The organism is Cytobacillus oceanisediminis 2691 (assembly GCF_000294775.2).
Taxonomy (GTDB): domain Bacteria; phylum Bacillota; class Bacilli; order Bacillales; family Cytobacillaceae; genus Cytobacillus; species Cytobacillus pseudoceanisediminis.
The window spans coordinates 4,530,297-4,553,694 of the sequence record NZ_CP015506.1 but is presented as its reverse complement, the minus strand read 5'-3'; the positions used below and the strand labels follow the sequence as shown (position 1 = coordinate 4,553,694).

General features: G+C 41.9%; 26 protein-coding genes and 1 riboswitch. Of the genes, 14 read left to right on the top strand and 12 right to left on the bottom strand.

The window, feature by feature from the left end; translation table 11 throughout:
* Positions 1 to 51: 51 nt before the first annotated feature.
* The gene (ytzI, locus tag A361_RS22815) at positions 52 to 234 is read right to left on the bottom strand and encodes a YtzI protein (RefSeq protein WP_019383003.1); all 183 of its coding nucleotides are present in this window, start codon (positions 232 to 234) and stop codon (positions 52 to 54) included.
* Positions 235 to 361: 127 nt separating this feature from the next.
* On the opposite strand from ytzI, the gene A361_RS22810 reads away from it, so the two are divergent.
* Positions 362 to 799, top strand: coding sequence for a Dps family protein (locus A361_RS22810; protein ID WP_019383004.1), 438 nt, complete (start codon positions 362 to 364; stop codon positions 797 to 799).
* 193 nt (positions 800 to 992) lie between these two features.
* On the opposite strand, the gene A361_RS22805 is transcribed toward A361_RS22810, so the two are convergent.
* Complete coding sequence (locus tag A361_RS22805; RefSeq protein WP_009333396.1) at positions 993 to 1,250, bottom strand: DUF6154 family protein; 258 nt, start codon at positions 1,248 to 1,250, stop codon at positions 993 to 995.
* Positions 1,251 to 1,525: 275 nt separating this feature from the next.
* Between A361_RS22805 and A361_RS22800 the strand changes: the two genes are divergently transcribed.
* Positions 1,526 to 1,855, top strand: a complete 330-nt coding sequence (locus tag A361_RS22800; protein ID WP_009333395.1) for a hypothetical protein — start codon at positions 1,526 to 1,528, stop codon at positions 1,853 to 1,855.
* A 116-nt stretch (positions 1,856 to 1,971) separates the two neighbouring features.
* Here A361_RS22800 and A361_RS22795 read toward each other — a convergent pair whose 3' ends face one another.
* Complete coding sequence (locus tag A361_RS22795; protein ID WP_051005574.1) at positions 1,972 to 2,850, bottom strand: DUF6612 family protein; 879 nt, start codon at positions 2,848 to 2,850, stop codon at positions 1,972 to 1,974.
* Positions 2,851 to 3,005: 155 nt separating this feature from the next.
* Between A361_RS22795 and ytkD the strand changes: the two genes are divergently transcribed.
* Positions 3,006 to 3,473, top strand: a complete 468-nt coding sequence (gene ytkD / locus A361_RS22790; RefSeq protein WP_019383006.1) for an RNA deprotection pyrophosphohydrolase — start codon at positions 3,006 to 3,008, stop codon at positions 3,471 to 3,473.
* Positions 3,474 to 3,500: 27 nt separating this feature from the next.
* On the opposite strand, the gene A361_RS22785 is transcribed toward ytkD, so the two are convergent.
* The 3 genes from A361_RS22785 to A361_RS22775 are packed head-to-tail and all read right to left on the bottom strand — an operon-like array spanning position 3,501 to position 6,084.
* Positions 3,501 to 4,361: an ABC transporter permease gene (locus tag A361_RS22785; RefSeq protein WP_372675488.1), complete on the bottom strand. Its 861-nt coding sequence runs from the start codon at positions 4,359 to 4,361 to the stop codon at positions 3,501 to 3,503.
* A complete protein-coding gene (locus tag A361_RS22780; RefSeq protein ID WP_009333391.1) occupies positions 4,288 to 5,067 on the bottom strand; it encodes an ABC transporter ATP-binding protein in 780 nt (259 codons plus the stop codon). Before A361_RS22780 ends, A361_RS22785 begins: the two co-directional genes overlap by 74 nt.
* Before the next feature lie 21 nt (positions 5,068 to 5,088).
* The gene (locus A361_RS22775) at positions 5,089 to 6,084 is read right to left on the bottom strand and encodes an ABC transporter substrate-binding protein (protein ID WP_009333390.1); all 996 of its coding nucleotides are present in this window, start codon (positions 6,082 to 6,084) and stop codon (positions 5,089 to 5,091) included.
* Between the two features lie 165 nt (positions 6,085 to 6,249).
* On the opposite strand from A361_RS22775, the gene A361_RS22770 reads away from it, so the two are divergent.
* A complete protein-coding gene (locus tag A361_RS22770; protein WP_009333389.1) occupies positions 6,250 to 7,035 on the top strand; it encodes an alpha/beta hydrolase family protein in 786 nt (261 codons plus the stop codon).
* Between the two features lie 79 nt (positions 7,036 to 7,114).
* A complete protein-coding gene (locus tag A361_RS22765; protein ID WP_019383007.1) occupies positions 7,115 to 7,357 on the top strand; it encodes a DUF2584 domain-containing protein in 243 nt (80 codons plus the stop codon).
* 331 nt (positions 7,358 to 7,688) lie between these two features.
* Here the strand turns inward: A361_RS22765 and pckA are convergent, their stop codons facing one another.
* A complete protein-coding gene (gene pckA / locus A361_RS22760) occupies positions 7,689 to 9,275 on the bottom strand; it encodes a phosphoenolpyruvate carboxykinase (ATP) (RefSeq protein WP_009333387.1) in 1,587 nt (528 codons plus the stop codon).
* 219 nt (positions 9,276 to 9,494) lie between these two features.
* Between pckA and A361_RS22755 the strand changes: the two genes are divergently transcribed.
* The 3 genes from A361_RS22755 to asnB all read left to right on the top strand — a co-directional run bounded on the left by A361_RS22755 (position 9,495) and on the right by asnB (position 13,863).
* A complete protein-coding gene (locus A361_RS22755; RefSeq protein ID WP_009333386.1) occupies positions 9,495 to 9,869 on the top strand; it encodes a thiol-disulfide oxidoreductase DCC family protein in 375 nt (124 codons plus the stop codon).
* Between the two features lie 105 nt (positions 9,870 to 9,974).
* A riboswitch (SAM riboswitch) is annotated at positions 9,975 to 10,091 on the top strand.
* 325 nt (positions 10,092 to 10,416) lie between these two features.
* Positions 10,417 to 11,610, top strand: coding sequence for a methionine adenosyltransferase (gene metK / locus A361_RS22750; protein WP_009333385.1), 1,194 nt, complete (start codon positions 10,417 to 10,419; stop codon positions 11,608 to 11,610).
* A 348-nt stretch (positions 11,611 to 11,958) separates the two neighbouring features.
* Positions 11,959 to 13,863 (top strand): asparagine synthase (glutamine-hydrolyzing), encoded by a 1,905-nt coding sequence (asnB, locus tag A361_RS22745; protein WP_019383008.1) that lies wholly within the window; start codon positions 11,959 to 11,961, stop codon positions 13,861 to 13,863.
* 332 nt (positions 13,864 to 14,195) lie between these two features.
* On the opposite strand, the gene A361_RS22740 is transcribed toward asnB, so the two are convergent.
* Together A361_RS22740 and A361_RS22735 are read right to left on the bottom strand one after the other, a co-directional pair.
* Positions 14,196 to 15,044, bottom strand: coding sequence for a C39 family peptidase (locus A361_RS22740; RefSeq protein WP_019383009.1), 849 nt, complete (start codon positions 15,042 to 15,044; stop codon positions 14,196 to 14,198).
* Between the two features lie 77 nt (positions 15,045 to 15,121).
* Positions 15,122 to 15,643 carry a gamma carbonic anhydrase family protein gene (locus tag A361_RS22735; protein WP_009333380.1) on the bottom strand — a complete coding sequence of 174 codons (522 nt, stop codon included), beginning with the start codon at positions 15,641 to 15,643 and terminating at the stop codon, positions 15,122 to 15,124.
* A 177-nt stretch (positions 15,644 to 15,820) separates the two neighbouring features.
* On the opposite strand from A361_RS22735, the gene A361_RS22730 reads away from it, so the two are divergent.
* A complete protein-coding gene (locus tag A361_RS22730) occupies positions 15,821 to 16,624 on the top strand; it encodes an alpha/beta hydrolase (protein WP_009333379.1) in 804 nt (267 codons plus the stop codon).
* An 84-nt stretch (positions 16,625 to 16,708) separates the two neighbouring features.
* Complete coding sequence (locus tag A361_RS22725) at positions 16,709 to 17,803, top strand: tetraprenyl-beta-curcumene synthase family protein (protein ID WP_019383010.1); 1,095 nt, start codon at positions 16,709 to 16,711, stop codon at positions 17,801 to 17,803.
* Between the two features lie 27 nt (positions 17,804 to 17,830).
* On the opposite strand, the gene A361_RS22720 is transcribed toward A361_RS22725, so the two are convergent.
* A complete protein-coding gene (locus tag A361_RS22720; protein WP_019383011.1) occupies positions 17,831 to 18,403 on the bottom strand; it encodes a class I SAM-dependent methyltransferase in 573 nt (190 codons plus the stop codon).
* Positions 18,400 to 19,368 carry a TIGR01212 family radical SAM protein gene (locus tag A361_RS22715; RefSeq protein ID WP_009333376.1) on the bottom strand — a complete coding sequence of 323 codons (969 nt, stop codon included), beginning with the start codon at positions 19,366 to 19,368 and terminating at the stop codon, positions 18,400 to 18,402. Before A361_RS22715 ends, A361_RS22720 begins: the two co-directional genes overlap by 4 nt.
* Positions 19,369 to 19,571: 203 nt before the next feature.
* On the opposite strand from A361_RS22715, the gene A361_RS22710 reads away from it, so the two are divergent.
* The 3 genes from A361_RS22710 to A361_RS22695 all read left to right on the top strand — a co-directional run bounded on the left by A361_RS22710 (position 19,572) and on the right by A361_RS22695 (position 21,476).
* On the top strand, positions 19,572 to 19,835 hold the full coding sequence (locus A361_RS22710) for a YtzC family protein (protein ID WP_009333375.1): 264 nt from the start codon (positions 19,572 to 19,574) through the stop codon (positions 19,833 to 19,835).
* Between the two features lie 14 nt (positions 19,836 to 19,849).
* Positions 19,850 to 20,032 carry a hypothetical protein gene (locus A361_RS22705; RefSeq protein WP_009333374.1) on the top strand — a complete coding sequence of 61 codons (183 nt, stop codon included), beginning with the start codon at positions 19,850 to 19,852 and terminating at the stop codon, positions 20,030 to 20,032.
* A gap of 262 nt (positions 20,033 to 20,294) precedes the next feature.
* The gene (locus A361_RS22695) at positions 20,295 to 21,476 is read left to right on the top strand and encodes an MDR family MFS transporter (RefSeq protein WP_019383013.1); all 1,182 of its coding nucleotides are present in this window, start codon (positions 20,295 to 20,297) and stop codon (positions 21,474 to 21,476) included.
* 49 nt (positions 21,477 to 21,525) lie between these two features.
* On the opposite strand, the gene A361_RS22690 is transcribed toward A361_RS22695, so the two are convergent.
* Entirely contained in the window at positions 21,526 to 21,876 is a 351-nt protein-coding gene (locus A361_RS22690) for a hypothetical protein (RefSeq protein WP_009333372.1), read from the bottom strand.
* A gap of 143 nt (positions 21,877 to 22,019) precedes the next feature.
* On the opposite strand from A361_RS22690, the gene A361_RS22685 reads away from it, so the two are divergent.
* The gene (locus tag A361_RS22685; protein ID WP_019383014.1) at positions 22,020 to 23,381 is read left to right on the top strand and encodes a sigma-54 interaction domain-containing protein; all 1,362 of its coding nucleotides are present in this window, start codon (positions 22,020 to 22,022) and stop codon (positions 23,379 to 23,381) included.
* Positions 23,382 to 23,398: the final 17 nt, after the last annotated feature.

Sequence of the window (23,398 nt, the reverse complement as noted above, 5' to 3'; positions counted from 1 at the left end):
TAAAAGGAAAACCTCCGGCTATACGGAGGCTGTATATATAATAGCGTATGCTTATGAACGGTTTTGGTTATCTTCTTGATCTTCTTTAGCCTCTTTTTGTTCCTGCTCGCTGTCAGGAAGCGGATCAACTGGGTCTACCGTATGTTTGAATTGGTAAGCTTTTGAAGTGGTAATGACGCTTAAAAGCAGTACCACGATCACAATGATAATCGATATGACTAATACCGTATACATGTTTCTCCCCCTTTTCTCTCAATATTTTACCATGAAAGCAGCTCTTTCATGAAAGATTTCGCAATCACCAAGGTACAGGTTTGATTTTTGTTAATGTGGGTAATCTATTGTTGGGAGGATGATTTATATGAGTATAGAATTGGTAAAGGCTGTTAACCAGCAAGTAGCAAACTGGACTGTTCTGTATGTAAAGCTTCACAATTACCATTGGTATATTAAAGGGAAAAACTTTTTTACCCTTCATGCAAAATTTGAAGAACTTTATAATGAAGCCAACGTACATGTTGATGAACTGGCTGAGAGAATCCTGGCTCTTGAAGCCAAGCCGGTTGCGACTATGAAGGAAGTTCTTGAGACCAGTTCTCTCGAAGAAGCGACAGGAAAAGAAAATGAAGAAGAGATGGTCCAATCTGTCGTTGATGACTTCGAAAAAATGGTGGACGAGCTTCAGGAAGCCATTGAGCTAGCAGAAGAAGCCAAAGATGAAGGAACAGGCGACATGCTGATTGCTGTAAAGCAAAGCTTAAAGAAACATATTTGGATGCTAAAAGCATACCTTGGCTAATAAACAAAGACTGGCTGGAAAGCTGGTCTTTTTGTATGCAAAAAAAAAGAGAGAGTGCCTTCGGAACAAATCTAAACCGGGTGCCTTTCCTTTGTGCTTACCTTACTCCCGGCGTGTATGTACAATAAAACAAAAAGCGGCTTATCGCCGCCTTAAATAATATGGATAGTTAATAATTCCGGATATGTATAGTTTAGTGTATGTTACGGTGATGAATGATTGGGCTTCTGCGCTGGCCGTAATTCTCACTGGCAAATTTCCCTTTTAAGCTCTCAATCAGATAAAGCCCCATTAAATCATATAATTCCTGATTTTCGAGATCCTTGATGATATTCAGCAGGTCTTCTCTGTCCATTTCTTCTAAGAAAGCAAAAGCGAGCATATCGATATCCTCTTCATCACCTGTCAGCTTATTCCTGTAAAGTTCATATAGCTCATCAATCAGTTTCATGATAACACCTCCTTAATAATGCGCCTGTTTTATTTAGTATACTTAATTTAATACCCCTGATGCAGGAAAATATTCACCCGGATAAATTGAGAAGCCGTTTCCCATTTATTTAACTTAGTATATGTAAGCTTATGAAGAATGATCGTAATTTCGTATAATTTTATCATAAATGTGGGATACGATAACTATAGAAATGAAAAAGTAATGATATTTAAGATAAAGCAACCGGTGTTGAAGCTGTGTCACAGGAATGAACAAAAAAGGGGCTGACATGATTGGAAGGGAATAAAAAGACGTATTATATAACGCTTGGTTCTGGGGAGATTTCCCAAAGTGCCACTGGCTCAACATGGAATTTTAAAATAGAGGCAACAGATGATGAAATCATTGCCTTAAGAGAATATTTTGACCAGAACTATTCAACTGAGTGGCAGAATTTTTACAGGGCCCATGTTCCTTATGTTCAATACCATTATGACCGTGAAAATGATGCTTATGATGATACAATGAAGAAAATTTATGGAATGATTTATGATCTTGGAGATGATGAAGCAAGAAAGCATATTGAAAGCATGGGGATCCTCACCGAAGAGGAACATAAATAAGAAAAACGGAAGCGCCTCGCCCACCCCCTGCACCTGAATGGGGCAGGCTGGAAAGCTCTCGAAGTGCCAAGTAATATTTAGTAGCATAAAAAGCTGAGGCGAATGCCTCAGCTTTTCTACATTTCCATTTCTACAGCTGTATCAAGAACTTCCTGCGGAACAGCTATAGCCTCTACCTTATTATAGTTTGAGTATTGGCCGTTCATGTTCTGCTTCATGGAGATGGTCTGGCCTTCAGCCGTGATTTCCATTTCCATAATCATATTCAGCACACTTGGATAAAAAGTTTCTTTATCAATCACGATTTCGTATTCAACGCCGTTAATTTTCATGTTATCAAGCATTTCTCCGTTCGCGGCCAGTTCAGGCGGGAGCGTTTCTGCTGCTGTTTCCTTCACAAAATCATTGAATTTTTCTCCATCGGCTTTCAGCTTTAGGATGTAGTTTTCTGCGTCCTGTTCAAACGTAAAGTCGTCCACGAACTCCTGCAATTTTTTTAGTTCTTCACCAGGATTCGTCTGCTGACTGGACATTTGAAGCAAATCATCCGACATTTCTTTAGGGAACTTCATCCACTGCTTACCGGCGGCGTCATAAAGGAACATGCCTTCTTCAGTAAAATAGCTTTCGATATCATATGACTCTTCTGTGCCGTCCATCGACATAGTCATCTTTTGATAGAAGGCCATTGGATCTGTTGTAACATCCATGTCAATGACAGAATCGATATTCATATTTTCCCCTTCAGTGCCTGAGCTCATTTCCTGGCTCATATCCATATTTACGGAGAAGCTTTTAAGCTCTTCTGAAGCCTCGGTTGATTTCGTTAAAACTTCCTCCAGTGTCAATTCTGAAGCTTCTTCTGCTTTGGTTTCTTCCTTGTCTGTGCCACCATCAGATTCATTTACAGGTTTTGCTGTCTCACTGCATGCAGCCAGCATTAGAATCATTAAGAAGCCAATAAGAATTGCAAGGGACTTTTTCAAGGTATACACTCCTCTATTTTGGTTAGTCAGCTAATTTTACGGTAAAAAAAGGAAAAAAGTTTCAAAAATATGTAATTTGATACTTTAGGCCCAGAAGTTTTTAAATAAATAATAAACATATATAATGATAACAACAGAAATTTATTTTCGAGTGAGGGAAAAGTATGGAAACCTTTTTGGATGCGAACGGCGGGGAAGTGAGATTTTCTTTTAATAAAAGAGCTTTTGGAACAGAGCCAAGACATGTTCTGGTCATTTGCCGCTATGGCGATCAATGGCTGCTGACGAATCATAAAAAGCGGGGGTGGGAATTTCCGGGCGGCAAGAGAGAACAGGGGGAGTCACTTGATGAGGCAGCCAGAAGAGAGGTATATGAAGAAACAGGAGCGGACTTAAAGGATTTACACTTTATTGGTGAATATGAAGTAAACTTTGGAACCGAACGTTTTGTCAAAGCCATTTTTTTCGCAGAGGTGGAGAGCCTTAACAAAAAGGAGCAATATTTTGAAACTGACGGTCCCATCCTGACAGAGGGAAACATGCTGGAAGACAGATGGAACAGTCAATACAGTTTTATCATGAAGGATAAAGTAATTGAAAACTGCCTCGAAAAAATCATGAAGGAAAAGTAAAAAACGGCAATACACTGTGCCGTTTTTTTAAGATCCATTTTTAATCAGTTTTCGCTCGAGAAGTTCGACAAGCTGATACATCACTGTTGCAAAAACAGCAATTACCAGCAATGACAGCATGACAAGGGTGAAGTTGAATACTTGGAAGCCGTAAATAATCATGTATCCGAGACCTTTTGAAGATACAAGGAATTCGCCGACAATGACTCCGACCCATGATAGCCCGACATTCACCTTTAAAGTGGAAATGATAGTCGGGAATGAAGCAGGCAAAATGGCTTCCCTGAAGATTTGAAATCGATTCGCCCCAAAGGTCTGAAGCACTTTAATATAATTGGGGTCTACTTCTTTGAAAGATGTATAGACGACAATGGTTGTGATGATGATGGAAATAATCGCTCCCATGGCTACAATTGAAGTAAAACTGGGGCCTAATGCGACGATTAATATCGGGCCAAGGGCAACCTTTGGCATTGAATTCAGGACAACCAAATAGGGATCCGCTATTTTCGATAGCATCGGTGACCACCAGAGAATGGCTGCAAGCAATGTGCCTAAAAAAGTACCCAAAATGAATCCAAAAACGGTTTCTGACAAAGTATAGCCTAAATCCACCATCAAGGTACCATCCTGGATTTTGGTTAAAAATAACCCCCATACTTTAGAAGGCGAACTGAAAATCAGCGGATCTATCCATTGCTTTTGGCTTGCCAGCTCCCACCCTGAAAAAAACACGATAAAGATGACAGCCTGATAGAAGCGGACCCATTTTTTTTCACGGTTCAACGACTGGATATATTTCTGGTGGAGGAATTTAACGTTCTCCTGCGGGCTCAAGGGACTCCAGCTCCTTCCATATAGTTTGAAAAATTGCTGGATATGCTTCATGATTTCTTGCGTTAAAAGGAGTTTCATCTCTTAATTCTTTCGGAATGACAAACGTTTTATGAAGCTGTCCGGGCCTTGCGGAAAAGAGAAAAACGCGATCACTCATGCTGATTGCCTCACCAATATCATGGGTAACCAGTATGGCTGTTTTACCAAAAGATTTAAGCGTGTTAGAGACCAAATCCTCAAGCTTCAGCTTGGTTTGATAATCTAATGCGGAAAAGGGTTCATCAAGCATGAGCAGCTTTGGTTCTGTTGCAAGTGTTCTTACAAGGGCAACACGCTGGCGCATTCCGCCTGAAAGCTGCTTCGGAAACTGTGATTCTACACCTTTTAATCCCATCTCCTTAAGGAGCTGCAGAGCATAAGCTTTTTTGTCTGGAGTAAGGCTGTTCCCGATTTTCAGCCCCAGCAGGATATTTTCTTCAATCGTTTTCCAGGGAAAAAGATAATCCTGCTGCAGCATATAGCCAATTTCATTTTCTGCCGTTTCAACCCGCTTTCCTTCAAGTGTTACAGTGCCTTCTGTGGGTTCAAACAGGCCTGCTATGATGGAAAGCAAAGTTGTCTTGCCGCATCCGCTTGGGCCGAGGAAGGAAACAAATTCGCCTTCCTCCACTTCAAGCGAAATATCGGAGAGGGCCGTTACAGCAGAGGTTTTCGTAAAATAAGTGTGGTGGACAGCATCTACCTTTAAAAAATTCATGTCGGCCTCCTCTTTCGTTTATTACTTCATTACACCTTCAGCGATTTCTGTGTTGACAAGTGTGTCATGCTCTATGCGCTTAGGGAGCTCTCCTGCTTCGTCCATGATGTTCTGCAGATTTTCCCATTCTTCAGTGTCCAGGATAGGATCTGTTGCAAAGGATCCCTGGCTCTTATAGCGGTCTACTACCATCTCAATGATATCAAGCTCGGTATTGTCGAAATATCCTTGAATGGTTTCTGCCGTTTCTTTCGCACTGTGTGTCTCAACCCATTGCTGTGCTTTATAAATCGCTCTTGTGAATTTTTCGACCGTTTCTTTATTTTCATCAATATAGCTTTGTTTTGTCATGAATGTGGTATATGGTACATGACCGGACTCTGTTCCGAAAGAAGCTACGATATAGCCTTTGCCTTCTTTTTCAAAAACACTGGCAGTCGGCTCGAACAGCTGAACAAACTCGCCTGTTCCTGAAGCGAAGGCCGGAGCGATATTGGCATAATCAATATTTTGAATCAAGTCCATATCTGCGTGAGGATCAATTCCATGCTTTTTCAAAACAAACTCACCAGCCATTTGCGGCATACCGCCTTTGCGCTGGCCAAGGAATGTTTTGCCTTTCAGCATATCCCAGGAAAAATTGTCGATTTTATTGCGGGAAACTAAAAATGTTCCGTCTGTCTGGGTTAGCTGTGCAAAGTTGATAACCGGGTCATTGGAGCCCTGTGCGGATACGTAAATCGATGTTTCAGAGCCAACAAGCGCCACATCAGCGCTGTCTGAAAGCAAGGCTGTCATCGTTTTATCTCCGCCTGCTGTAGTCGTAAGCTCTACTTTAAGACCTTCTTCTTCAAAGAAACCCTTCTCAAGGGCTACATATTGCGGAGCATAGAAGATGGAACGTGTCACTTCGGCAATACGGACGTTTTGCATTTCATCCTTTCCGCAAGCGGCCAAAGGAACAATAAGTATCGCCGTAAGCAAAAGAAGCATGCTTACTTTCATCCATTTTTTCATAAGCCATAAGACCTCCCTTATGCTAAAAAAGTCAGATTTAAAAGCCTAGGATATCGTATGAAAATCGAAAAAATGTGTGAATGCCCATGGAAACATTTTTAGGCGGAGGTCATAAAGCTCATACTATTAGTCGTATTCAGTTACTTCAAGAGGGGGAATGAGGACATGGAATTCCAAAATGGCCAAATCATAAATAAACAGAGATTTCCTTCGCCAAATCCGGCAATCGAATTATCAGTTGTCACATATCATGCAAACGGATTACATATAAAAGGCCTGCTGGCAGAACCAAAGGGGGAGGAGCTATATGATGGATTCCTATACCTGAGAGGAGGCATAAAAAATGTCGGGAAAGTAAGGCCTTCACGGATTGTCCAGTTTGCCTGTGAAGGCTTCATTGTATTCGCCCCTTTTTACAGAGGCAACCAAGGGGGAGATGGCAACGAAGATTTTGCAGGGGAGGACAGACAGGACGCGTTTGCCGCTTTCACTCTTCTTCAGGAGCATGCACGGGTAAAAAGAGTCCATATATTTGGCTTTTCCCGCGGTGGCGTAATGGCATTGCTTACTGCAATCGAGTTTCCGGAAGCCGCGTCCATTGTAACATGGGGAGGGGTCAGTGATATGTTTCTCACTTATGTGGAGCGCAAGGATCTCCGGAGAATGATGAAACGTGTAATAGGCGGAACCCCGACGAAGTTTCCGGAAAGGTATAAATATCGCACTCCGCTTTTTCGGCTGGAACAGCTGGAGGCGCCTGTCTTAATCATCCATGGAGAACAGGATCATAATGTTTCGGTGGAGCATTCCTATCGCCTGGAAAAAAGGCTCAAGGCTCTTAAAAAAGAAGTAGGCAGCTGGTATTTCCCTGAATATACCCACTACTTTCCGCCAGCCGTGAACCGGAAGACAGTAGAGGATTTAAGTGCGTGGATGAAAAGCAATGGGTAGATAAAATTAAAGACTTTCAGAGCGGAAAAAGGTGCGGTAAAATAGAGGTAAGGATATTAAGAATGAAGGAGAGATACCAATGGGTATGCCTTTAGAGCTGAACACAATGATCGTGACAAAGGGAAGGGAAAAAAGACTTGATGAAAATTTCTTTTCGCTTGTCAAAGACGGATACCGATTATATCCGCTCGATATCCCTGTCGAGGTAAAAAGAACAATTGACGGAGACCTGAACGGAATGGGTGTTATTAGAAAAGTAGAATGGGAAAACAGCCAGACACTCATTACTTACCAGCTTGTTTCTCTAAACTCAACAAACTAAAGAGCGCCTGGACTTAGTCCGGCGTTTTTTTGTTCAAAAGATTTCTGCAAATCGCAAGTGAGAATAGTGCTTTTTTAATCAGGGAATGAGAAAGAATGATTAGTTGGAATAGTGCCGCTGAGCGAGGAAAAGGAGTTGCGAAAGGACTTAAACAGAAGGAATAGTGCTACTGAGAAATAGAAAAAGAGTGCGAACTGGAACTAATCGAAGCGCACAGTGCCGATCAACGACTATTAGTCTGCATGTAAGAAACTTATTCGTTCGAGCTTGAAGACTTATAAAATGAAATATAAAAAAGGAATTGCTGCTAAGCTGCAATTCCTTTTCTATATTATGCGATTGGTCCGCCTTTTTCTTCGATTTCAGAAGAAACGCTTGTGAACTTCTTGAAGTTCTCACGGAATTTTGCAGCGAGTTCTTTTGCCTTTGCTTCATAAGCAGCCTGATCTGCCCATGTTTTGTTTGGCTGAAGAACTTCGTCAGGCACACCCGTAACGTGCTGCGGAATTTCCAATCCGAAAATTTCGTCTTTGACTGTTTCTACGTTGTTTAGTTCGCCTTCAAGTGCAGCTTCCACCATAGCACGAGTGTAAGCAAGTTTCATGCGTTCACCGACTCCGTACTCTCCGCCAGTCCATCCTGTGTTTACCAGGAAGACTTTTGCATTATGCTCATCGATCTTCTCGCCAAGCATTTCAGCATAACGGTTTGCAGGAAGCGGAAGGAAAGGTGATCCAAAGCAAGTTGAGAACGTTGCCTGCGGTGAAGTGATGCCGCGCTCAGTTCCTGCCAGCTTGGAAGTATATCCGCTTAAGAAATGGTACATTGCCTGCTCTTTTGACAGTTTAGAGATTGGAGGCAATACGCCAAATGCGTCAGCTGTTAAAAATACGATTGTATTAGGATGTCCGGCAATGCTTGGGTCAACAATATTATCGATGGCCTGAAGCTGGTAAGCCGCACGTGTATTTTCAGTTAAAGTGCTGTCATCATAATCAGCAACCCGAGTTTCGCTGTTTACCACCACATTTTCCAATACAGCCCCAAATCGGATAGCATCAAAAATTTGCGGTTCTTTCTCACGGGATAAGTTAATGCATTTCGCATAGCAGCCGCCTTCAATATTGAAGACGCCATTTGCTGACCAGCCATGCTCGTCATCCCCAATCAGCTTGCGGTTAGGGTCTGCAGATAAGGTTGTTTTCCCTGTTCCGGATAAGCCGAAGAATAAAGCAACATCTCCTTCACGACCAACGTTCGCGGAACAGTGCATAGGAAGGATCCCGTTTTCTGGAAGCATATAGTTCATAACAGAGAAAATGGACTTTTTCATTTCGCCTGCATATTCAGTACCGCCGATTAAAACAGTACGGCGCTCGAATGAAATGATGATAAATGTTTCGGACTTTGTGCCGTCAACTGCAGGGTCTGCTTTGAAATTAGGAGCAGAAATGACTGTGAACTCTGCTTGATGATCCAATAGCTCGTCTTCTGCCGGACGAATGAATAACTGATGTGCGAAAAGATTGTGCCAGGCATATTCATTAATTACCTGGATTGGCATGCGGTGCTTTTTATCTGCGCCTGCGAAGCCTTTGAAAACAAATACTTCTTCTTTTTCTTTTAAGTAGTTGATTACTTTATTATAAAGATTAGAGAATGCTTCTTCAGAGATAGGCTGGTTTACGCTGCCCCAATCCATTTTATCTTTATTTGATGCTTCTTCAACAATGTATTTATCTTTAGGAGAACGTCCTGTATACTTTCCTGTAGTAGCGCGTACGGCGCCAGTAGAGGTAAGGGACCCTTCATTGCGGTTTAAAACTTTTTCCACAAGCTGAGGAACGGATAATTGCACTTGAATGTTGCTGCCATTTAATAATTCGCTCAATTCGTTTGATATGCTTACAGAGTTCATCTGATGAATACCTTCCTTTTTCCCAATTTTTTTATGAAAGTGATTACATCTCGAAATTAGTATAACACATTAAAACGATTAGTCTATACTATTACGAAACTTTTTTATTCATGTTATAAAAATGTCATAATTGGACATGCAATTCCACTTTAATCACCTTATAACTGATATATGTTAATATAGAAGAAAGTGTTAATTTTAACATGGGACTGATCTAAAATGAAGACAATTGCCCTCTATGATGAAACTTGTTCTTTATGCAAGGAAACAAAGAAGATATTTAAAAAACTTGATTGGCTGAATAAAGTGGTATGGATTTCTCTGCAGGAGTATGAAAAAATCCCGGATTCTCTCTCGTTTTCCAAGCATGACCTGCGCAGAGAGCTTCATATTATTACTCCATCGGGCGGTGTGAAAAAGGGTTATTCTGCAGTAAGGAGACTGCTGTTCCTCTTTCCTGCCTCCTTTTTAATCAGCCTCCTTTTATATCTCCCATTGACGCCAATACTGGGCGATCCGATCTACAAATGGATTGCTAAAAACAGGCATAAATTTCTAAAGAAAAAATGTGATGATGGAAGCTGTTCGCTGTAAGCATGGAGCATAATTTTCAATGCTGAAATTTTACTGTTAAAAATAATGAAAACTTGTTGACATGATTCGATAAAATACGGTATGATTCAACCTTGAACGGATACTCTCTTATCCCGAGCTGGTGGAGGGACAGGCCCTATGAAACCCAGCAACCTGCTAAAAGGCATTTATCAGCAAAGGTGCTAACCTGACGCAAGGACGTAATTCCTTGAACGATAAGAGTGAAAGGCGCGAATCGATTTGCTTTCAACCTTTTCACTATTGAGAAGGTTTTTTATTTTGCACAGGCAATGGGATGAACGGCTTTTGGAATGTACTATTTATGTGAGTTTTTAGCAGCTTGCAGAGAGGCATAAGAAAAGATGGATGCCTGGCTTTCTGGCCAGCGATGCCTATTTTTCTAATAAAAACTCCATGTTTATTTCATACTACTAAGGGAATGAGTTCCGTATCAAACAGAGATCCATGAAATGACAGGGAAAAGTTCTTTTCCGCTTCCCCATTTCTTAATTCTCGCTCAATTTTCTATTTATAAGGAGGAAGCCAGATGTCAACAAAGCGTCGTTTGTTTACTTCTGAATCAGTTACTGAAGGTCATCCGGATAAAATCTGTGACCAAATTTCTGATGCAATCTTAGATGCGATTTTAGCTAAAGATGCGAATGCCCGTGTTGCTGCAGAGACTTCTGTAACAACTGGACTTGTATTAGTTGCAGGTGAAATCACAACATCTACATACGTAGATATTCCAAAAATCGTTCGTGAAACGGTAAAAGAAATCGGTTATACCCGTGCTAAATATGGTTTCGATTCCGAAACATGTGCAGTTTTAACTTCCATTGATGAGCAGTCGGCAGATATTGCAATGGGTGTTGACCAGGCTCTTGAAGCAAGGGAAGGACAAATGAGTGATCAGGAAATCGAAGCAATCGGTGCAGGGGACCAGGGTTTAATGTTCGGTTTTGCATGCAACGAAACGAAAGAGCTAATGCCTCTTCCGATTTCTTTAGCACATAAACTTTCCCGCCGTCTGACTGAAGTTCGTAAAGAAGAAATCCTTCCTTACCTTCGTCCGGACGGAAAAACTCAGGTAACGGTTGAGTATGATGAAAATGACAAGCCAGTCCGCATTGACACAATCGTTATTTCTACCCAGCACCACCCTGAGATCAGCCTGGAGCAAATCCAGCGCAATCTTAAGGAGCATGTTATTAACCCGGTTGTTCCCAAAGAACTAATCGATGAGAATACAAAGTATTTCATCAACCCAACAGGACGTTTTGTAATCGGCGGACCTCAAGGGGATGCAGGCCTGACTGGACGCAAAATCATTGTTGATACTTACGGCGGATATGCCCGTCATGGCGGAGGCGCGTTCTCCGGTAAGGATCCTACAAAGGTTGACCGCTCTGCTGCTTATGCTGCTCGTTATGTAGCGAAGAACCTTGTGGCAGCAGGTTTAGCTGAGAAAGTGGAAGTTCAGCTTGCTTATGCGATTGGTGTAGCACAGCCAGTGTCGATTTCTGTTGATACATTCGGAACAGGCAAAGTCGATGAAGATGTACTAGTTGATCTAGTTAGAAAGCACTTTGATCTTCGCCCTGCAGGAATTATTAACATGCTTGGCCTTCGCCGCCCAATTTACAAGCAGACAGCTGCTTACGGACACTTCGGGCGTACAGATGTTGATCTTCCTTGGGAGCGTACGGACAAAGCTGAAATCCTTCGCTCTGAAGCTTAATAGAAAAGCGGAAGCTCTTTGGCCATCCCCGATACTTTAAGGGGGAGACAAAAATATAAAAAGCGGGAGTTGCATTAATCAATGTAACTCCCGCTTTCTTTTTTGCGTCATTATACATAAAGGGTGTTTATTCACTTTTCGGTCTTTATGCTCTTTAGTCGTTTATAATTATATGTTATCGTATAAACTTCGGATAATGGCTTAATTTTCCGTGCATATTTTTTTTATATTCCACGTGCTAATTATAAATGATTAGTGGTAGTATTATAGGGTATGTTTTCTAAGAAAAAGGAGCCGTTAAGGCTGTATCTAAATATTGAGAAAAGAATGGAGTAGGTGACGTACATAATGTGTGGTTTTATTGGTTGTGTACATGAAAAAGCACAAAATTACCGTGACGCAGATAAAGAACAGTTCCAAAATATGAATGATATCATTACCCATCGGGGTCCCGATGATTCAGGATACTATTTTGATGACCATATTCAATTCGGCTTCCGCCGGCTGAGCATTATCGATATCGAAAGCGGACACCAGCCGCTGACATACGAGAATGAGCGTTATTGGATTATCTTTAATGGTGAAATCTATAACTATGTGGAACTTCGTGAAGAACTTCTCAAAGCTGGATTAAGCTTTGAAACAAGCTCCGATACAGAAGTCATAATTGCCCTTTACAGCCATATGAAAGAAAAGGCTGTTGAAAAATTGCGCGGTATGTTTGCGTTTGTCATTTGGGATAAACAGGAACAGTCTCTATATGGAGCCAGAGATCCATTTGGGATTAAGCCTTTCTTTTATTACGATAAGGGAGACCGCACGTTCTTTGGATCAGAGAAGAAGAGCATTCTTTTGGCTCTTCAAAATGATGTATTAAACTATGACTCCCTCCAGCATTATCTGACCTATCAGTTTGTGCCTGAGCCAAACACGATGTCAGAGGGAATCCATAAGCTTGAGCCTGGCCATTATTTTACTAAAAAAATTGGTGCTCAAATGGATATTAAGCGATATTGGAAAGCTGCTTTCCATCCAGTGCAGAAGTCAGAAGCTGATTTCACGAAAGAAATTAGAGATGTTTTGTTCGACTCAGTGAAAATGCATATGCGTGCCGATGTTCCGGTAGGTTCATTTCTTTCAGGCGGAATCGATTCTTCCATCATTGCTTCCATTGCGAAAGAATTCCATCCTGCTATTAAAACATTCTCCGTCGGGTTTGAACGCAATGGCTTCAGCGAGGTGGATGTAGCGAAAGAAACAGCGGAAAAGCTGGGTGTAGAAAACATCAGCTACATCATAACTCCTGAGGAATACATGAATGAGATTCCGAGAATCATGTGGCATATGGACGATCCGCTTGCTGACCCGGCTTGTGTGCCCCTTTATTTTGTAGCAAGAGAAGCACGCAAGCATGTAACGGTTGTACTTTCAGGTGAGGGCGCTGATGAGCTATTTGGCGGCTATAATATTTACCGTGAACCACAATCCCTGGAAGTCTTCAATAAAATTCCTGCCATCGGCAAAAAGCTTCTACGCATGATTGCAAACATGATGCCAGAGGGAATGAAGGGGAAAAGCTTTATCGAACGCGGTGTAACACCAATGGAAGAGCGCTACATTGGAAATGCAAAAATGTTTACAGAGCAAGAGAAGCGCAGCCTGCTTCATGTATATAAAGACAGCTTAAATTATACGGATATCACTAAACCGCTATATGAAGAAAGCCGGGGCTATGATCCGGTTGACCGCATGCAGTATATCGATATTCATACGTGGATGCGCGGAGACATTCTATTGAAAGCGGACAAAATGACGATGGCTCATTCTCTCGAGCTTCGTGTTCCGTTCCTTGATAAAGAAGTGTTTGAAGTGGCTTCCAAAATTCCGACCAGCCTGAAAACGGCCAATGGAACTACGAAGTATATTCTTCGCAAAGCTGCTGAAGGAGTCGTTCCAGACCATGTGCTGAACCGCAAGAAGCTTGGATTCCCTGTGCCAATCCGCCACTGGCTGAAAGACGAGATGAATGAATGGGCGAAAAATATCATTCGTGAAAGCAGCACAGATCATCTAATTAATAAAGATTACGTACTGCAGCTGCTAGAAGACCATTGTCAGGATAAAGCGGACAATAGCCGCAAAATCTGGACAGTTCTTATGTTCATGGTTTGGCATCAGGTATATGTGGAGAAAAAGTATTCTTTCGAGAAAGAGTATTTGTTAAATAAAGACTTGCAGCCGCTTAAAGGCTAAAAATAAAAACGTCCATCAGGTGAAAACCTGGTGGACGTTTTTATTAATTATAAGAATGTATAAATTTTTTAAGTCAGATAATTGTCTGGCGCAAGCAGCCTCCCACCTCGAGATCACAAGCTTGTCTAGCTGAGGCTCCTAGGGACGAAAGATAAGACACTCCCTCACAAAAGGCAAAGGACGTCTTTCCGGAATGCTCGTCTTGTGCTTGAGGCCGCAGGATAAGGAATGCTTCGTTAGCATAAAAATCGCACGACCGAAAACGTTAGGTTTTGGGAGGTCGCGGCGATCTTAGTCTGCGTTCTTTCGTGGGCAAGGCGCTTCCGCTTTTCTTATGGGAGATAGGTAATAGCCTGTTTGCCCATCTGCACCCATGCTTTTTCAAAATCGTTTTTGGGTGCTTTTTTATTTTTCTCTCCTGTGAGCGGATCGTTGAAATACATGTATTCCTGATCATACCCTGTGAGCAGGACTGAATGCTCTTTATAGGTAATCTGTATTTTTCCGCTTGGCGTATGCCAGGTCTGGAAAAAGTCATCAGAAAGCTGTTTATAGGCTGTGTTGATAATAACCCAGACAGGCCTGCCGTCTGACAAATGGATCTTTAAGTCTTCAAAATCGGATCCGGTAAGGTCTTCAATGGAGCCAGGCATGTACTTTTCCGCAAGCTCTTTTACCGGTTTATGATAAACGCCAAGACCTGGATTATCAAAGGAATACATATCGCCTATGAATCCGTCATTCGGGTGCCCGAAATAGATTTTTCCGTTTTCTATGTGATAAGGCTCAGGATTTTTCTTTATTTCTTTAGCGAGTGTCATTTTATCAGCCTGTATTCCTGCATGCTGAAGGAGCATGGATAAGCTCGTCACCTCGCATCCTCTGGGGAGCTCAGGAAACTGATTGACTGCGGGTGCATCTATAATTGTTTCTTCCTTGATCTTTATTACGACAGTGTTGTTTCCAAGGAAAGAGCTGGCTTTCTCAGCAGGTTCAGACAACCATGATTTAATTTGGTTTACGGCTGAAGCAGGCTGGCTGCCTGAAAGGTTGTCATAAACAATTGCACCAGAAATCAGGATGAAGACAAGTAAAAACATTGGTGCCGTTTTTAACATTGTTTTTCTGAATATCACTATTAAAAATAAGAATAGAACAATTGCCGCAATATAAATCTTCAATTTCTTCACCCGCCCATTGGTATTGCCTTATGTTTATTATCGGCTGTTTTCCCATTCTATAATAGGGGGCAGGTGAGTTATTCAGGCTTTTTCTGCAAAGACTTATAGTACTGCCCTTTTTCGGCGTACTCCCTGCTGATCCGTTCCATATCTTTGATATCTTCTGGTGTCAGCTCGCGGATCACTTTTGCGGGCCTTCCGAATGCAAGTGTATTGGGAGGAATTTTCTTTCCCTGTGGAACAAGGCTCCCTGCACCAATGAATGCTCCCTCTCCGATTTCAGCCTGATCTAATACAATTGAGCCCATTCCTATTAAAGCCTTTTTGCGGACAATGCAGCTATGAAGGATTACCTGATGGCCAACTGTCACTTCATCTTCCAATATCAGCGGGTTATTCGGGCTTTGATGCAGGACGGAATTGTCCTGGATATTGACTTTTTTGCCGATGATTGTTGGTGCTACATCTCCGCGTATAACGGAGTTGAACCAAACGCTGGAATCCTCGCCAATTTCAACATCGCCGGTAATGGTAGTAAAATCTGCAATAAATGCGGATTCTGCAATTTTAGGTTCTTTATCTTTATATGGATAGATCATGTGAAACACTCCTATATGAAGTTTGATTATTTTGATTTTATCATAAGAGGCATGATAAACGTTATTTTGGCAAAAAGAATTCCAATTTTACAAAGGGTTGATTCATGAACAATTTCAGCATCTAGGCTATAATATATATACAAAAGACAGTACGTAAAAAGGCTGGGAGGATTGACTATGTGGAAATGGGAAACTGAAGGAGATGCAAAGGGCGTTATTGTCATGGTGCATGGGGCAATGGAGCATCACCGCCGTTATGGCTGGCTGATTGAAATGTGGCGCTTGGCCGGTTTCCATGTCATTATGGGAGATCTTCCTGGCCAGGGGATGACTTCAAGATCCAGAAGAGGCCATATTGACTCCTTTGATGAATATATACTTGAAGTTCAGGATTGGGTACATGCTGCCTATGAATTTGAATTGCCGGTCTTTCTTTTAGGGCACAGCATGGGCGGTCTGATTGCCATTCGCCTGCTGCAGGAGGAAAGGATGAATCTCGCTGGGGTAATTCTGTCCTCCCCATGCTTAGGCTTGGTTCAACAGCCTTCAAAATTTCTGAACTTCTTATCGCTTGGACTCAATTCTGTGATGCCTGGCCTGAAAATGGATGCCGGATTATCCGTTGACATGGCGACGCGGAATCAGGACGTCCTTGATGCTGATTTAAATGATTCTCTTTATGTGACAAAAGTTTCGGTCAGATGGTACAGGGAACTTGTTTCTGCAATAAAGCTTGCCTTTGAGAATCTTGATAAGATCCAGGATGTGCCCCTCCTCGTATTACAGGGCGGCGATGATAAGATCGTAAATAAAACAACTGTCAGAGAATGGTTTAACCTTGCGCCCTTCTCAGAGAAAAGGTTCAAGGAATGGCCTAAATGCTACCATGAAGTCTTTAATGAACCTGAGCGCGAAGAAGTCTTTGAATACGCGAAGGATTTCGTTAACAGCCAATTAAAAGCGCTTGGTTATGTGGTTTAAGGACGGTGTTTTAATTATGGAAGGGTGCAGCTTAATATAAGAAACTGTTCACCTATCCCTAAGCAAAAGGAGGTTTATCATGTCATGAGTGTCCCTTCCATGCCAATTAGCTTAATGTCACATGTCTACAGGAAGGTTCTTCCTGCGGTACATAAGGAACTAGCATACTGGAAAAGCAGAGCGGAAGCCATTCCTGATCAGGAGTTAAGAAAGCAGGCTCTTGCCAGCATTGAGCATAAAACCTTCCACTGTGAAGGCGGAGCTATTATGTCATTAATGGCCAAGGAAAAATATGAACAAGCGGTTAAGTTCATCGTCGCATATCAGACAATCAGTGATTATTTGGACAATCTCTGCGATCGGAGCACTTCACTTGATCCCCGGGACTTTGCGGCACTGCACGAGTCAATGGAGGATGCCCTCGATACCGATGCAGCAGAAAAAAATTATTATCGGCTGAGAAATGAACAGGATGATGGAAACTATCTTGCAGATTTGGCAGGAGTCTGCAGGGAAGTGCTGTCCAGTCTGAGTCATTACAGACATATAAAAAGCCATCTGCTTGAATTATGCCGATACTATTGTGATCTGCAAATACATAAGCATGTTGTGGTGGAAGAACGAGTTCCCCGTCTGCAGAACTGGTTTGACCAATATCGGTCTGATATTCCTGAGATGGAATGGTATGAGTTCTCTGCTTGCTCGGGATCTACTTTGGGGATTTTTTGCCTTGTTTCCTACGCACTGAGAGATGATTTTGAAGCGGAGCATGCGGTAAATATACGAAATGGTTATTTTCCATACATCCAGGGTCTCCACATTCTTCTTGATTATCTGATTGATCAGGAAGAGGACAAAGCCGGTGGAGACTTGAATTTTTGCTTTTACTATGAGAACGAAGAAAAACTGTTTTCGAGATTGAAGCATTTTGTTGCCGAAGCAGATAAGCATACTGAAAAGCTGCCTCATAAACATTTCCATAAACTGATTAATCGCGGCTTGCTCGGGGTTTATCTATCCGATGAGAAGGTCCGGAAGCAGCGGAATGTCAGAAGATTAGCCAAAAGCATGATCAGAACAGGCGGCATGGTAAGCTTTTTCTTTTATGTGAACGGCAGAGCTTACCGTACTTTGCAGAAGATGATGCCTGCGGGTTTTTCAGGAGCGATTGAAAAATAATAAAAAGCCTGCATTTTTTGCAGGCTTTTACCGTTTTTCAATAGCTACAATAAACGGCGGGTTATTTTTTTGATTAATAAACTGGTATTGCAATACATGGACGAGGCTTTGATCCAGCTGCCTTACATATCTGAGCAGATAATCACGCTCAACAGCTCCCTCAATATGGCCGTGATAAATCACTAAAAGAATAATCCCCTCCGGAGCCATCAGTTCCAAAAGCTGATCGATGGCAGAAATGGTTGTCTGCGGACGGGTGACAATATCTTTATCACCGCCGGGCAGGTAACCTAAATTAAAAATGGCTGCAGTTATTTTTCCATGATGCACAGGCGGCACATTCTCAAGAATGAATTCATGTCCTGTATGGAAAAGGGTAGCCCTGTCTGACAGGTCATGATCAGCCAGGCGCGTTTTTGTATTCTGGACAGCTTCTTCCTGAATATCGAAACCGTAAACTCTTCCATTATGTCCTACCAGATCCGCCAGAAATACTGTATCATGTCCGTTGCCCAAAGTGGCATCAATAACGATATCTCCAGGTGATACTGCTTTCTCAAGCAGCTGTCTTGCATAAGGTAAGATTCTTTCAAGCTTCATGACAATGCCTCCATTTGGCTTGGATTGTAAAGTTTGCCTTGCCAGCTGTTTCTGCGCTTTAATTCCGCATCAATGCTATTTAGCACTTCCCACTTATTTACGCTCCACATTGGCCCGATCATCAAGTCGATTGGCCCATCTCCTGTTATTCGGTGTACAATCATTTCCGGAGGTAAAATCTCCAGCTGGTCACATACTAAGTTTACATATTCATTAAGTGACAGAAACTCAAGCATGCCTTTTTCAAATTGTTTAACCATCGGGGTTCCTTTTAATAAATGAAGGAGATGAATTTTTATCCCCTGCACATCCAGTTTTGCAACTTCCCGTGCGGTTTCCATCATCATATCCGGTGTTTCAAGCGGAAGGCCATTAATGATGTGGGAACAGATGCGGATGCCATGTTTGCGGAGCTTCTTTACTCCCTCTGCATAGCATTGATAATCATGAGCGCGGTTAATTAAAAGGGCAGTCCGTTCATGCACAGTTTGTAAGCCCAGTTCTACCCAGAGATAAGTTCGCTGATTAAGCTCTGCCAGATATTCGACTACATCATCAGGCAGACAGTCAGGGCGGGTCGCAATAGACAGTCCGACAACTCCGTCCTGCTCAAGCACTCTCTCATACATATCACGAAGCACTTCCACAGGGGCATGAGTATTCGTAAAGGCCTGAAAATAAGCCATGTATTTTCCATCTTTCCATTTATGATGCATTTTTGTTTTTATTGCATTAAATTGTGTTTCCAAATCATCAGCACGGTTCCCGGCAAAGTCTCCCGAACCGGATGCACTGCAGAATGTACATCCCCCATGTGCGACTGTGCCATCACGGTTGGGGCAATCAAAGCCGCCATCGAGTGCCACCTTGAAAACCTTATGGCCAAATTCATTACGCAAATGATAATTCCATGTATGGTACCGTTTATTATCGGATGCATATGGAAAAGGATTTACTTTATCCACAATTATCCCTCCTTTTTCAAAGAGTAATCTATAAGGTAAAAATGAATATGAAGGATTTCATAAAATTAATCTTATCATGACCCAAAACCTTATCCAAGGGGAATTGGCAGGAAATAGAGTGGTAAGAATTACAGAAAAATGAACAAACTAATTATTGAAGCATGCAAGCTTCTAGACCCATTCTTTAAGGAGGGGAACAGATAATGGCAACCCGTGAATCGATGGATACACTCCTGCAGCAGTGTGAGGATGCAATCCGTTTTGCCCAGGAGCAGTTTGAATCAGGCAGGACACAGGAGCATTATAATGATAACGAATACTCCAATGCTCTTCAATCTTTGGAAGCTGCTTATAATGATATAACCCAGATGGCCCATAGCGCCAACTCCCAGCAGCGGGAACAGCTTCACCGAATGAGACTCCAGCTGCAGCAGCTCCAAAATCAGATGATAATACTTCCTCATTAAGGAGTGGTCCACAGATGGTAAAAAAGCGCTCAAAACAAAACAATCCGGAACAAAAGACCCGCAATGGCGCCAATAGCCAGGACGTTGAACTTGGCCGGGATTTTGATGCGGTAAAGCAGTCGAAAAAGAATTATGAGAAGTCAGGCGGCCAGCCTGTAAAATCAAAATTTCACCCTGAGCCGGAACAATCATCATAAATAGAATATGGAAAGCCCCGATTTTTCAAAATCGGGGCTTTATTTTTGTGCCGTTTAACGAACTATTCTCAATAGGTGCATTCCTTAAATATCCACATTCAGTTTCAATTATAAAAGAAGAAGTATTCTGTCTATTAAAATCGAATGAAAACCTATTGCAAGGACAGGAAAAACCAACTAAAATTATTTTGGATTTCGAAATAGTGCCGGGTGGTAATATGCCGGCTGACATAAAAAAATTTTAAAAAAGGGGCGTAATTTTATGCCGCGGACCTTATGGCTTTTAATAATTGGGATGGCAGTGAATGTAACCGGATCTTCTTTTTTGTGGCCACTTAATACAATCTACATTCATGACCACTTAGGCAAGTCCTTATCGGTTGCCGGCCTGGTTTTGATGGTGAACGCAGCTGCAAGCGTCGCAGGAAATTTAATAGGGGGAAGCCTATATGATAAAATAGGCGGCTATCGTTCGATTCTTCTTGGAATTATCATCACGGTAATGGCGCTTCTCGGTTTGACCTTTTGGCACGGCTGGCCTGCATACGTGGTGTTTCTCACTATTGTCGGATTTGGGTCTGGCATTGTTTTTCCATCTATGTTTGCGATGGCTGGATCTGTGTGGAAGGAAGGCGGCCGCAAAGCTTTCAATGCCATCTATGTGGCTCAGAATGCCGGTGTTGCCATTGGTGCTGCTCTCGGCGGCCTTGTGGCTTCGTACTCTTTTCAGTTGATTTTTCTGGCCAATACTGTCATGTATATCGTTTTTTTACTGATCGCTGTTTTTGGATACAGGGGAATAAATACTGCTTCGGGTCAGCAGACCTCCATCCTTCAGGAAAATCGCATGGTTAAAAATCATACCAAGCTTTATGCACTGCTCATATTATGTGCAGGCTATTTATTGTGCTGGGTCGGATATGTGCAATGGCAATCAACTATTGCTGCTTACACACAGGAATTGAATATTTCGTTAAAGCAATACAGCTTGCTGTGGACTATTAATGGAGCCCTGATTGTATTGGGACAGCCGTTTATCAGTGCTTTGGTAAAATGGTTTAAAACACTTAAGGTTCAGATGGTCGCCGGCATGGTCATATTTATAGGTTCATTTGCTGCTGCAGCAAGTGCCGAGAAATTCTCAGCTTTTATCACAGCCATGGTTATACTGACGATTGGCGAAATGCTAATATGGCCAGCGGTTCCGACCATTGCTAACCAGCTTGCCCCTAAAGGGCGGGAAGGTTTTTACCAGGGAATCGTAAACAGTACTGCTACAGGCGGAAGGATGATCGGGCCTTTACTGGGGGGGATTCTCGTTGACCTTTACGGAATCTCCATGCTGTTTGCTGTATTAATAGTTCTATTTGTTTTTGCCATTCTGACAACTCTTGTGTATGACCGGAAATTGAAGGAGCCTAAAAAATTGGCGCATGTATCATAAGAAAGAAACCTGCAGTTTTGAGCTGCAGGTTTTTTTGAAATTTTAGTTCTTAACCGGCGCCTTCGAAGTAATTTTCTTTTTGCTTAGCGGCAAATACAACTTCATTGAAGAAGCTTTTCAAAATCAGCCATCTCGCTGGATAAGAACTGATAAAATCCTCGAGAACCTCTTCTGAATAAAGAAGCAGGACATCCAGATCTGCCTTCTTTTGCTTCAAATCATACAAAAGGGCATGCGGAATGGTGTAATAGTCATTCAGCTGCCATTGATTTAGTTTCACAGTTAAAATATTATGGTCATCAATATAGGTTTGCAGCGCCTGTTTTTGCGCCTGAGTGCATTCCTGTTTTGATTTGTTTCCAGATTGCCAATTCGGATTAATCAGATAGATGCCTTTCATCTGAAACACCTCCCATGTCTGCTAGTACTAATGTTATGGGCAGTAAAAGCCATAAGAATACCCATTGAAGTGAATTTGTTTTCAGAAAAATATTATAAAATAGTATTCATAAATAGTAGATTGACCTAAATGAGGGGATTCAAATGAAAAGTGCATTCTTCGATCTGCCTGTGAAGGTTGTCGAAACCATTGTTGAGAACGCCTTTGGATGGCTTGTAGTTGTGAATAAAGAAGGAACAATTATTTACATTAATAAAAATTATTGTAATTTTCTGGAAATAGAAAGGGAAAAGGCTCTTGGGAAGCATGTGTCCGAGGTGATTGAAAATTCACGTATGCATATAGTGGCAGAATCAGGAAAGGAAGAAATTGCAGATCTGCAATATATAAGAGGCAACTATATGATAGCAAATCGCATCCCCATTTTTTCTGATGGCGAAGTAATTGGCGCTTTCGGGACAGTCTTTTTTAGGGATACAAAGGAATGGATGCAGATGAACAGCCATGTAAAGAGCATGCTGACAAAAATCCAGAGCTTTATCCAGGAAATTGATCCAAGTGTTAAATACAGCCTTGATGATATCCTGGGAAACTCGAGCCAGATTCATAGCCTTAAAGAAAAGGTGAAAATGGTGGCAGCCAGTGATATTTCCGTTTTAATCCGCGGGGAAAGCGGGACTGGAAAAGAACTATTTGCGCACAGCATACATCAGCTCAGCAACAGGAGCCATCAGCCATTTGTGAAAATTAACTGCGGAGCCATTCCGGAACATCTGCTGGAGTCTGAACTGTTTGGCTACGAAGAAGGTGCGTTTACAGGTGCGAAAAAGGGAGGTAAAAAGGGGAAATTCCAGCTTGCTGATGGAGGGACTTTATTTTTGGATGAAATTGGAGATATGCCGCTTAATATGCAGGTGAAGTTATTGCGTGCTCTGCAGGAAGGCGAGATTGAAAGCGTGGGTTCGACTTCTCCGGTTAAAGTAGATGTCCGGATTATCGCTGCAACTAACAGACCGCTCGAAAAAATGATGGAGGAAAAGCGCTTTAGGGAGGATCTATTCTATCGGATTAATGTGGTGCCGTTCATGATTCCTTCTTTGCGCGACAGGATGGAAGATTTATCACTCCTGATCGATAGCTTTATCAAGAAAATAACGAAAAAATCGGGAAAGAGAATAAGTGCAATTGAAGACGAGGTAATAGAAAAGTTTCATCAATATAGCTGGCCCGGCAATATTAGAGAGCTTGAAAATGTAATAGAGGCATCCATTCATTTAACAAGCAATGAAAGTATTACTACAGAATCTTTGCCGGATTACATGAAAGAATCTGCCGTTTATCCCGTTGGAAAAAAGAACTTGAAGGACATTCTGGAAGAAACAGAAAAGCGGATATTGACTCAAAGCTTGAGCAAATATAACCATGATCGATTAGAAGCGGCAAAAGCTCTAGGCATCAGTAAATCTTCTATGTATGAAAAACTAAAGAAATATGGAATTGAATAAAGATAAACAGTCCAGAA

Bases quoted from the DNA above. Each gene is read 5' to 3' on its own strand.
- ytzI (WP_019383003.1), bottom strand. From the start codon at position 234: ATGTATACGGTATTAGTCATATCGATTATCATTGTGATCGTGGTACTG.
- A361_RS22810 (WP_019383004.1), top strand. From the start codon at position 362: ATGAGTATAGAATTGGTAAAGGCTGTTAACCAGCAAGTAGCAAACTGG.
- A361_RS22805 (WP_009333396.1), bottom strand. From the start codon at position 1,250: ATGAAACTGATTGATGAGCTATATGAACTTTACAGGAATAAGCTGACA.
- ytkD (WP_019383006.1), top strand. From the start codon at position 3,006: ATGGAAACCTTTTTGGATGCGAACGGCGGGGAAGTGAGATTTTCTTTT.
- A361_RS22785 (WP_372675488.1), bottom strand. From the start codon at position 4,361: ATGAAGCATATCCAGCAATTTTTCAAACTATATGGAAGGAGCTGGAGT.
- A361_RS22780 (WP_009333391.1), bottom strand. From the start codon at position 5,067: ATGAATTTTTTAAAGGTAGATGCTGTCCACCACACTTATTTTACGAAA.
- A361_RS22775 (WP_009333390.1), bottom strand. From the start codon at position 6,084: ATGAAAAAATGGATGAAAGTAAGCATGCTTCTTTTGCTTACGGCGATA.
- A361_RS22770 (WP_009333389.1), top strand. From the start codon at position 6,250: ATGGAATTCCAAAATGGCCAAATCATAAATAAACAGAGATTTCCTTCG.
- A361_RS22765 (WP_019383007.1), top strand. From the start codon at position 7,115: ATGGGTATGCCTTTAGAGCTGAACACAATGATCGTGACAAAGGGAAGG.
- pckA (WP_009333387.1), bottom strand. From the start codon at position 9,275: ATGAACTCTGTAAGCATATCAAACGAATTGAGCGAATTATTAAATGGC.
- A361_RS22755 (WP_009333386.1), top strand. From the start codon at position 9,495: ATGAAGACAATTGCCCTCTATGATGAAACTTGTTCTTTATGCAAGGAA.
- metK (WP_009333385.1), top strand. From the start codon at position 10,417: ATGTCAACAAAGCGTCGTTTGTTTACTTCTGAATCAGTTACTGAAGGT.
- asnB (WP_019383008.1), top strand. From the start codon at position 11,959: ATGTGTGGTTTTATTGGTTGTGTACATGAAAAAGCACAAAATTACCGT.
- A361_RS22735 (WP_009333380.1), bottom strand. From the start codon at position 15,643: ATGATCTATCCATATAAAGATAAAGAACCTAAAATTGCAGAATCCGCA.
- A361_RS22730 (WP_009333379.1), top strand. From the start codon at position 15,821: ATGTGGAAATGGGAAACTGAAGGAGATGCAAAGGGCGTTATTGTCATG.
- A361_RS22725 (WP_019383010.1), top strand. From the start codon at position 16,709: ATGAGTGTCCCTTCCATGCCAATTAGCTTAATGTCACATGTCTACAGG.
- A361_RS22720 (WP_019383011.1), bottom strand. From the start codon at position 18,403: ATGAAGCTTGAAAGAATCTTACCTTATGCAAGACAGCTGCTTGAGAAA.
- A361_RS22710 (WP_009333375.1), top strand. From the start codon at position 19,572: ATGGCAACCCGTGAATCGATGGATACACTCCTGCAGCAGTGTGAGGAT.
- A361_RS22705 (WP_009333374.1), top strand. From the start codon at position 19,850: ATGGTAAAAAAGCGCTCAAAACAAAACAATCCGGAACAAAAGACCCGC.
- A361_RS22695 (WP_019383013.1), top strand. From the start codon at position 20,295: ATGCCGCGGACCTTATGGCTTTTAATAATTGGGATGGCAGTGAATGTA.
- A361_RS22690 (WP_009333372.1), bottom strand. From the start codon at position 21,876: ATGAAAGGCATCTATCTGATTAATCCGAATTGGCAATCTGGAAACAAA.
- A361_RS22685 (WP_019383014.1), top strand. From the start codon at position 22,020: ATGAAAAGTGCATTCTTCGATCTGCCTGTGAAGGTTGTCGAAACCATT.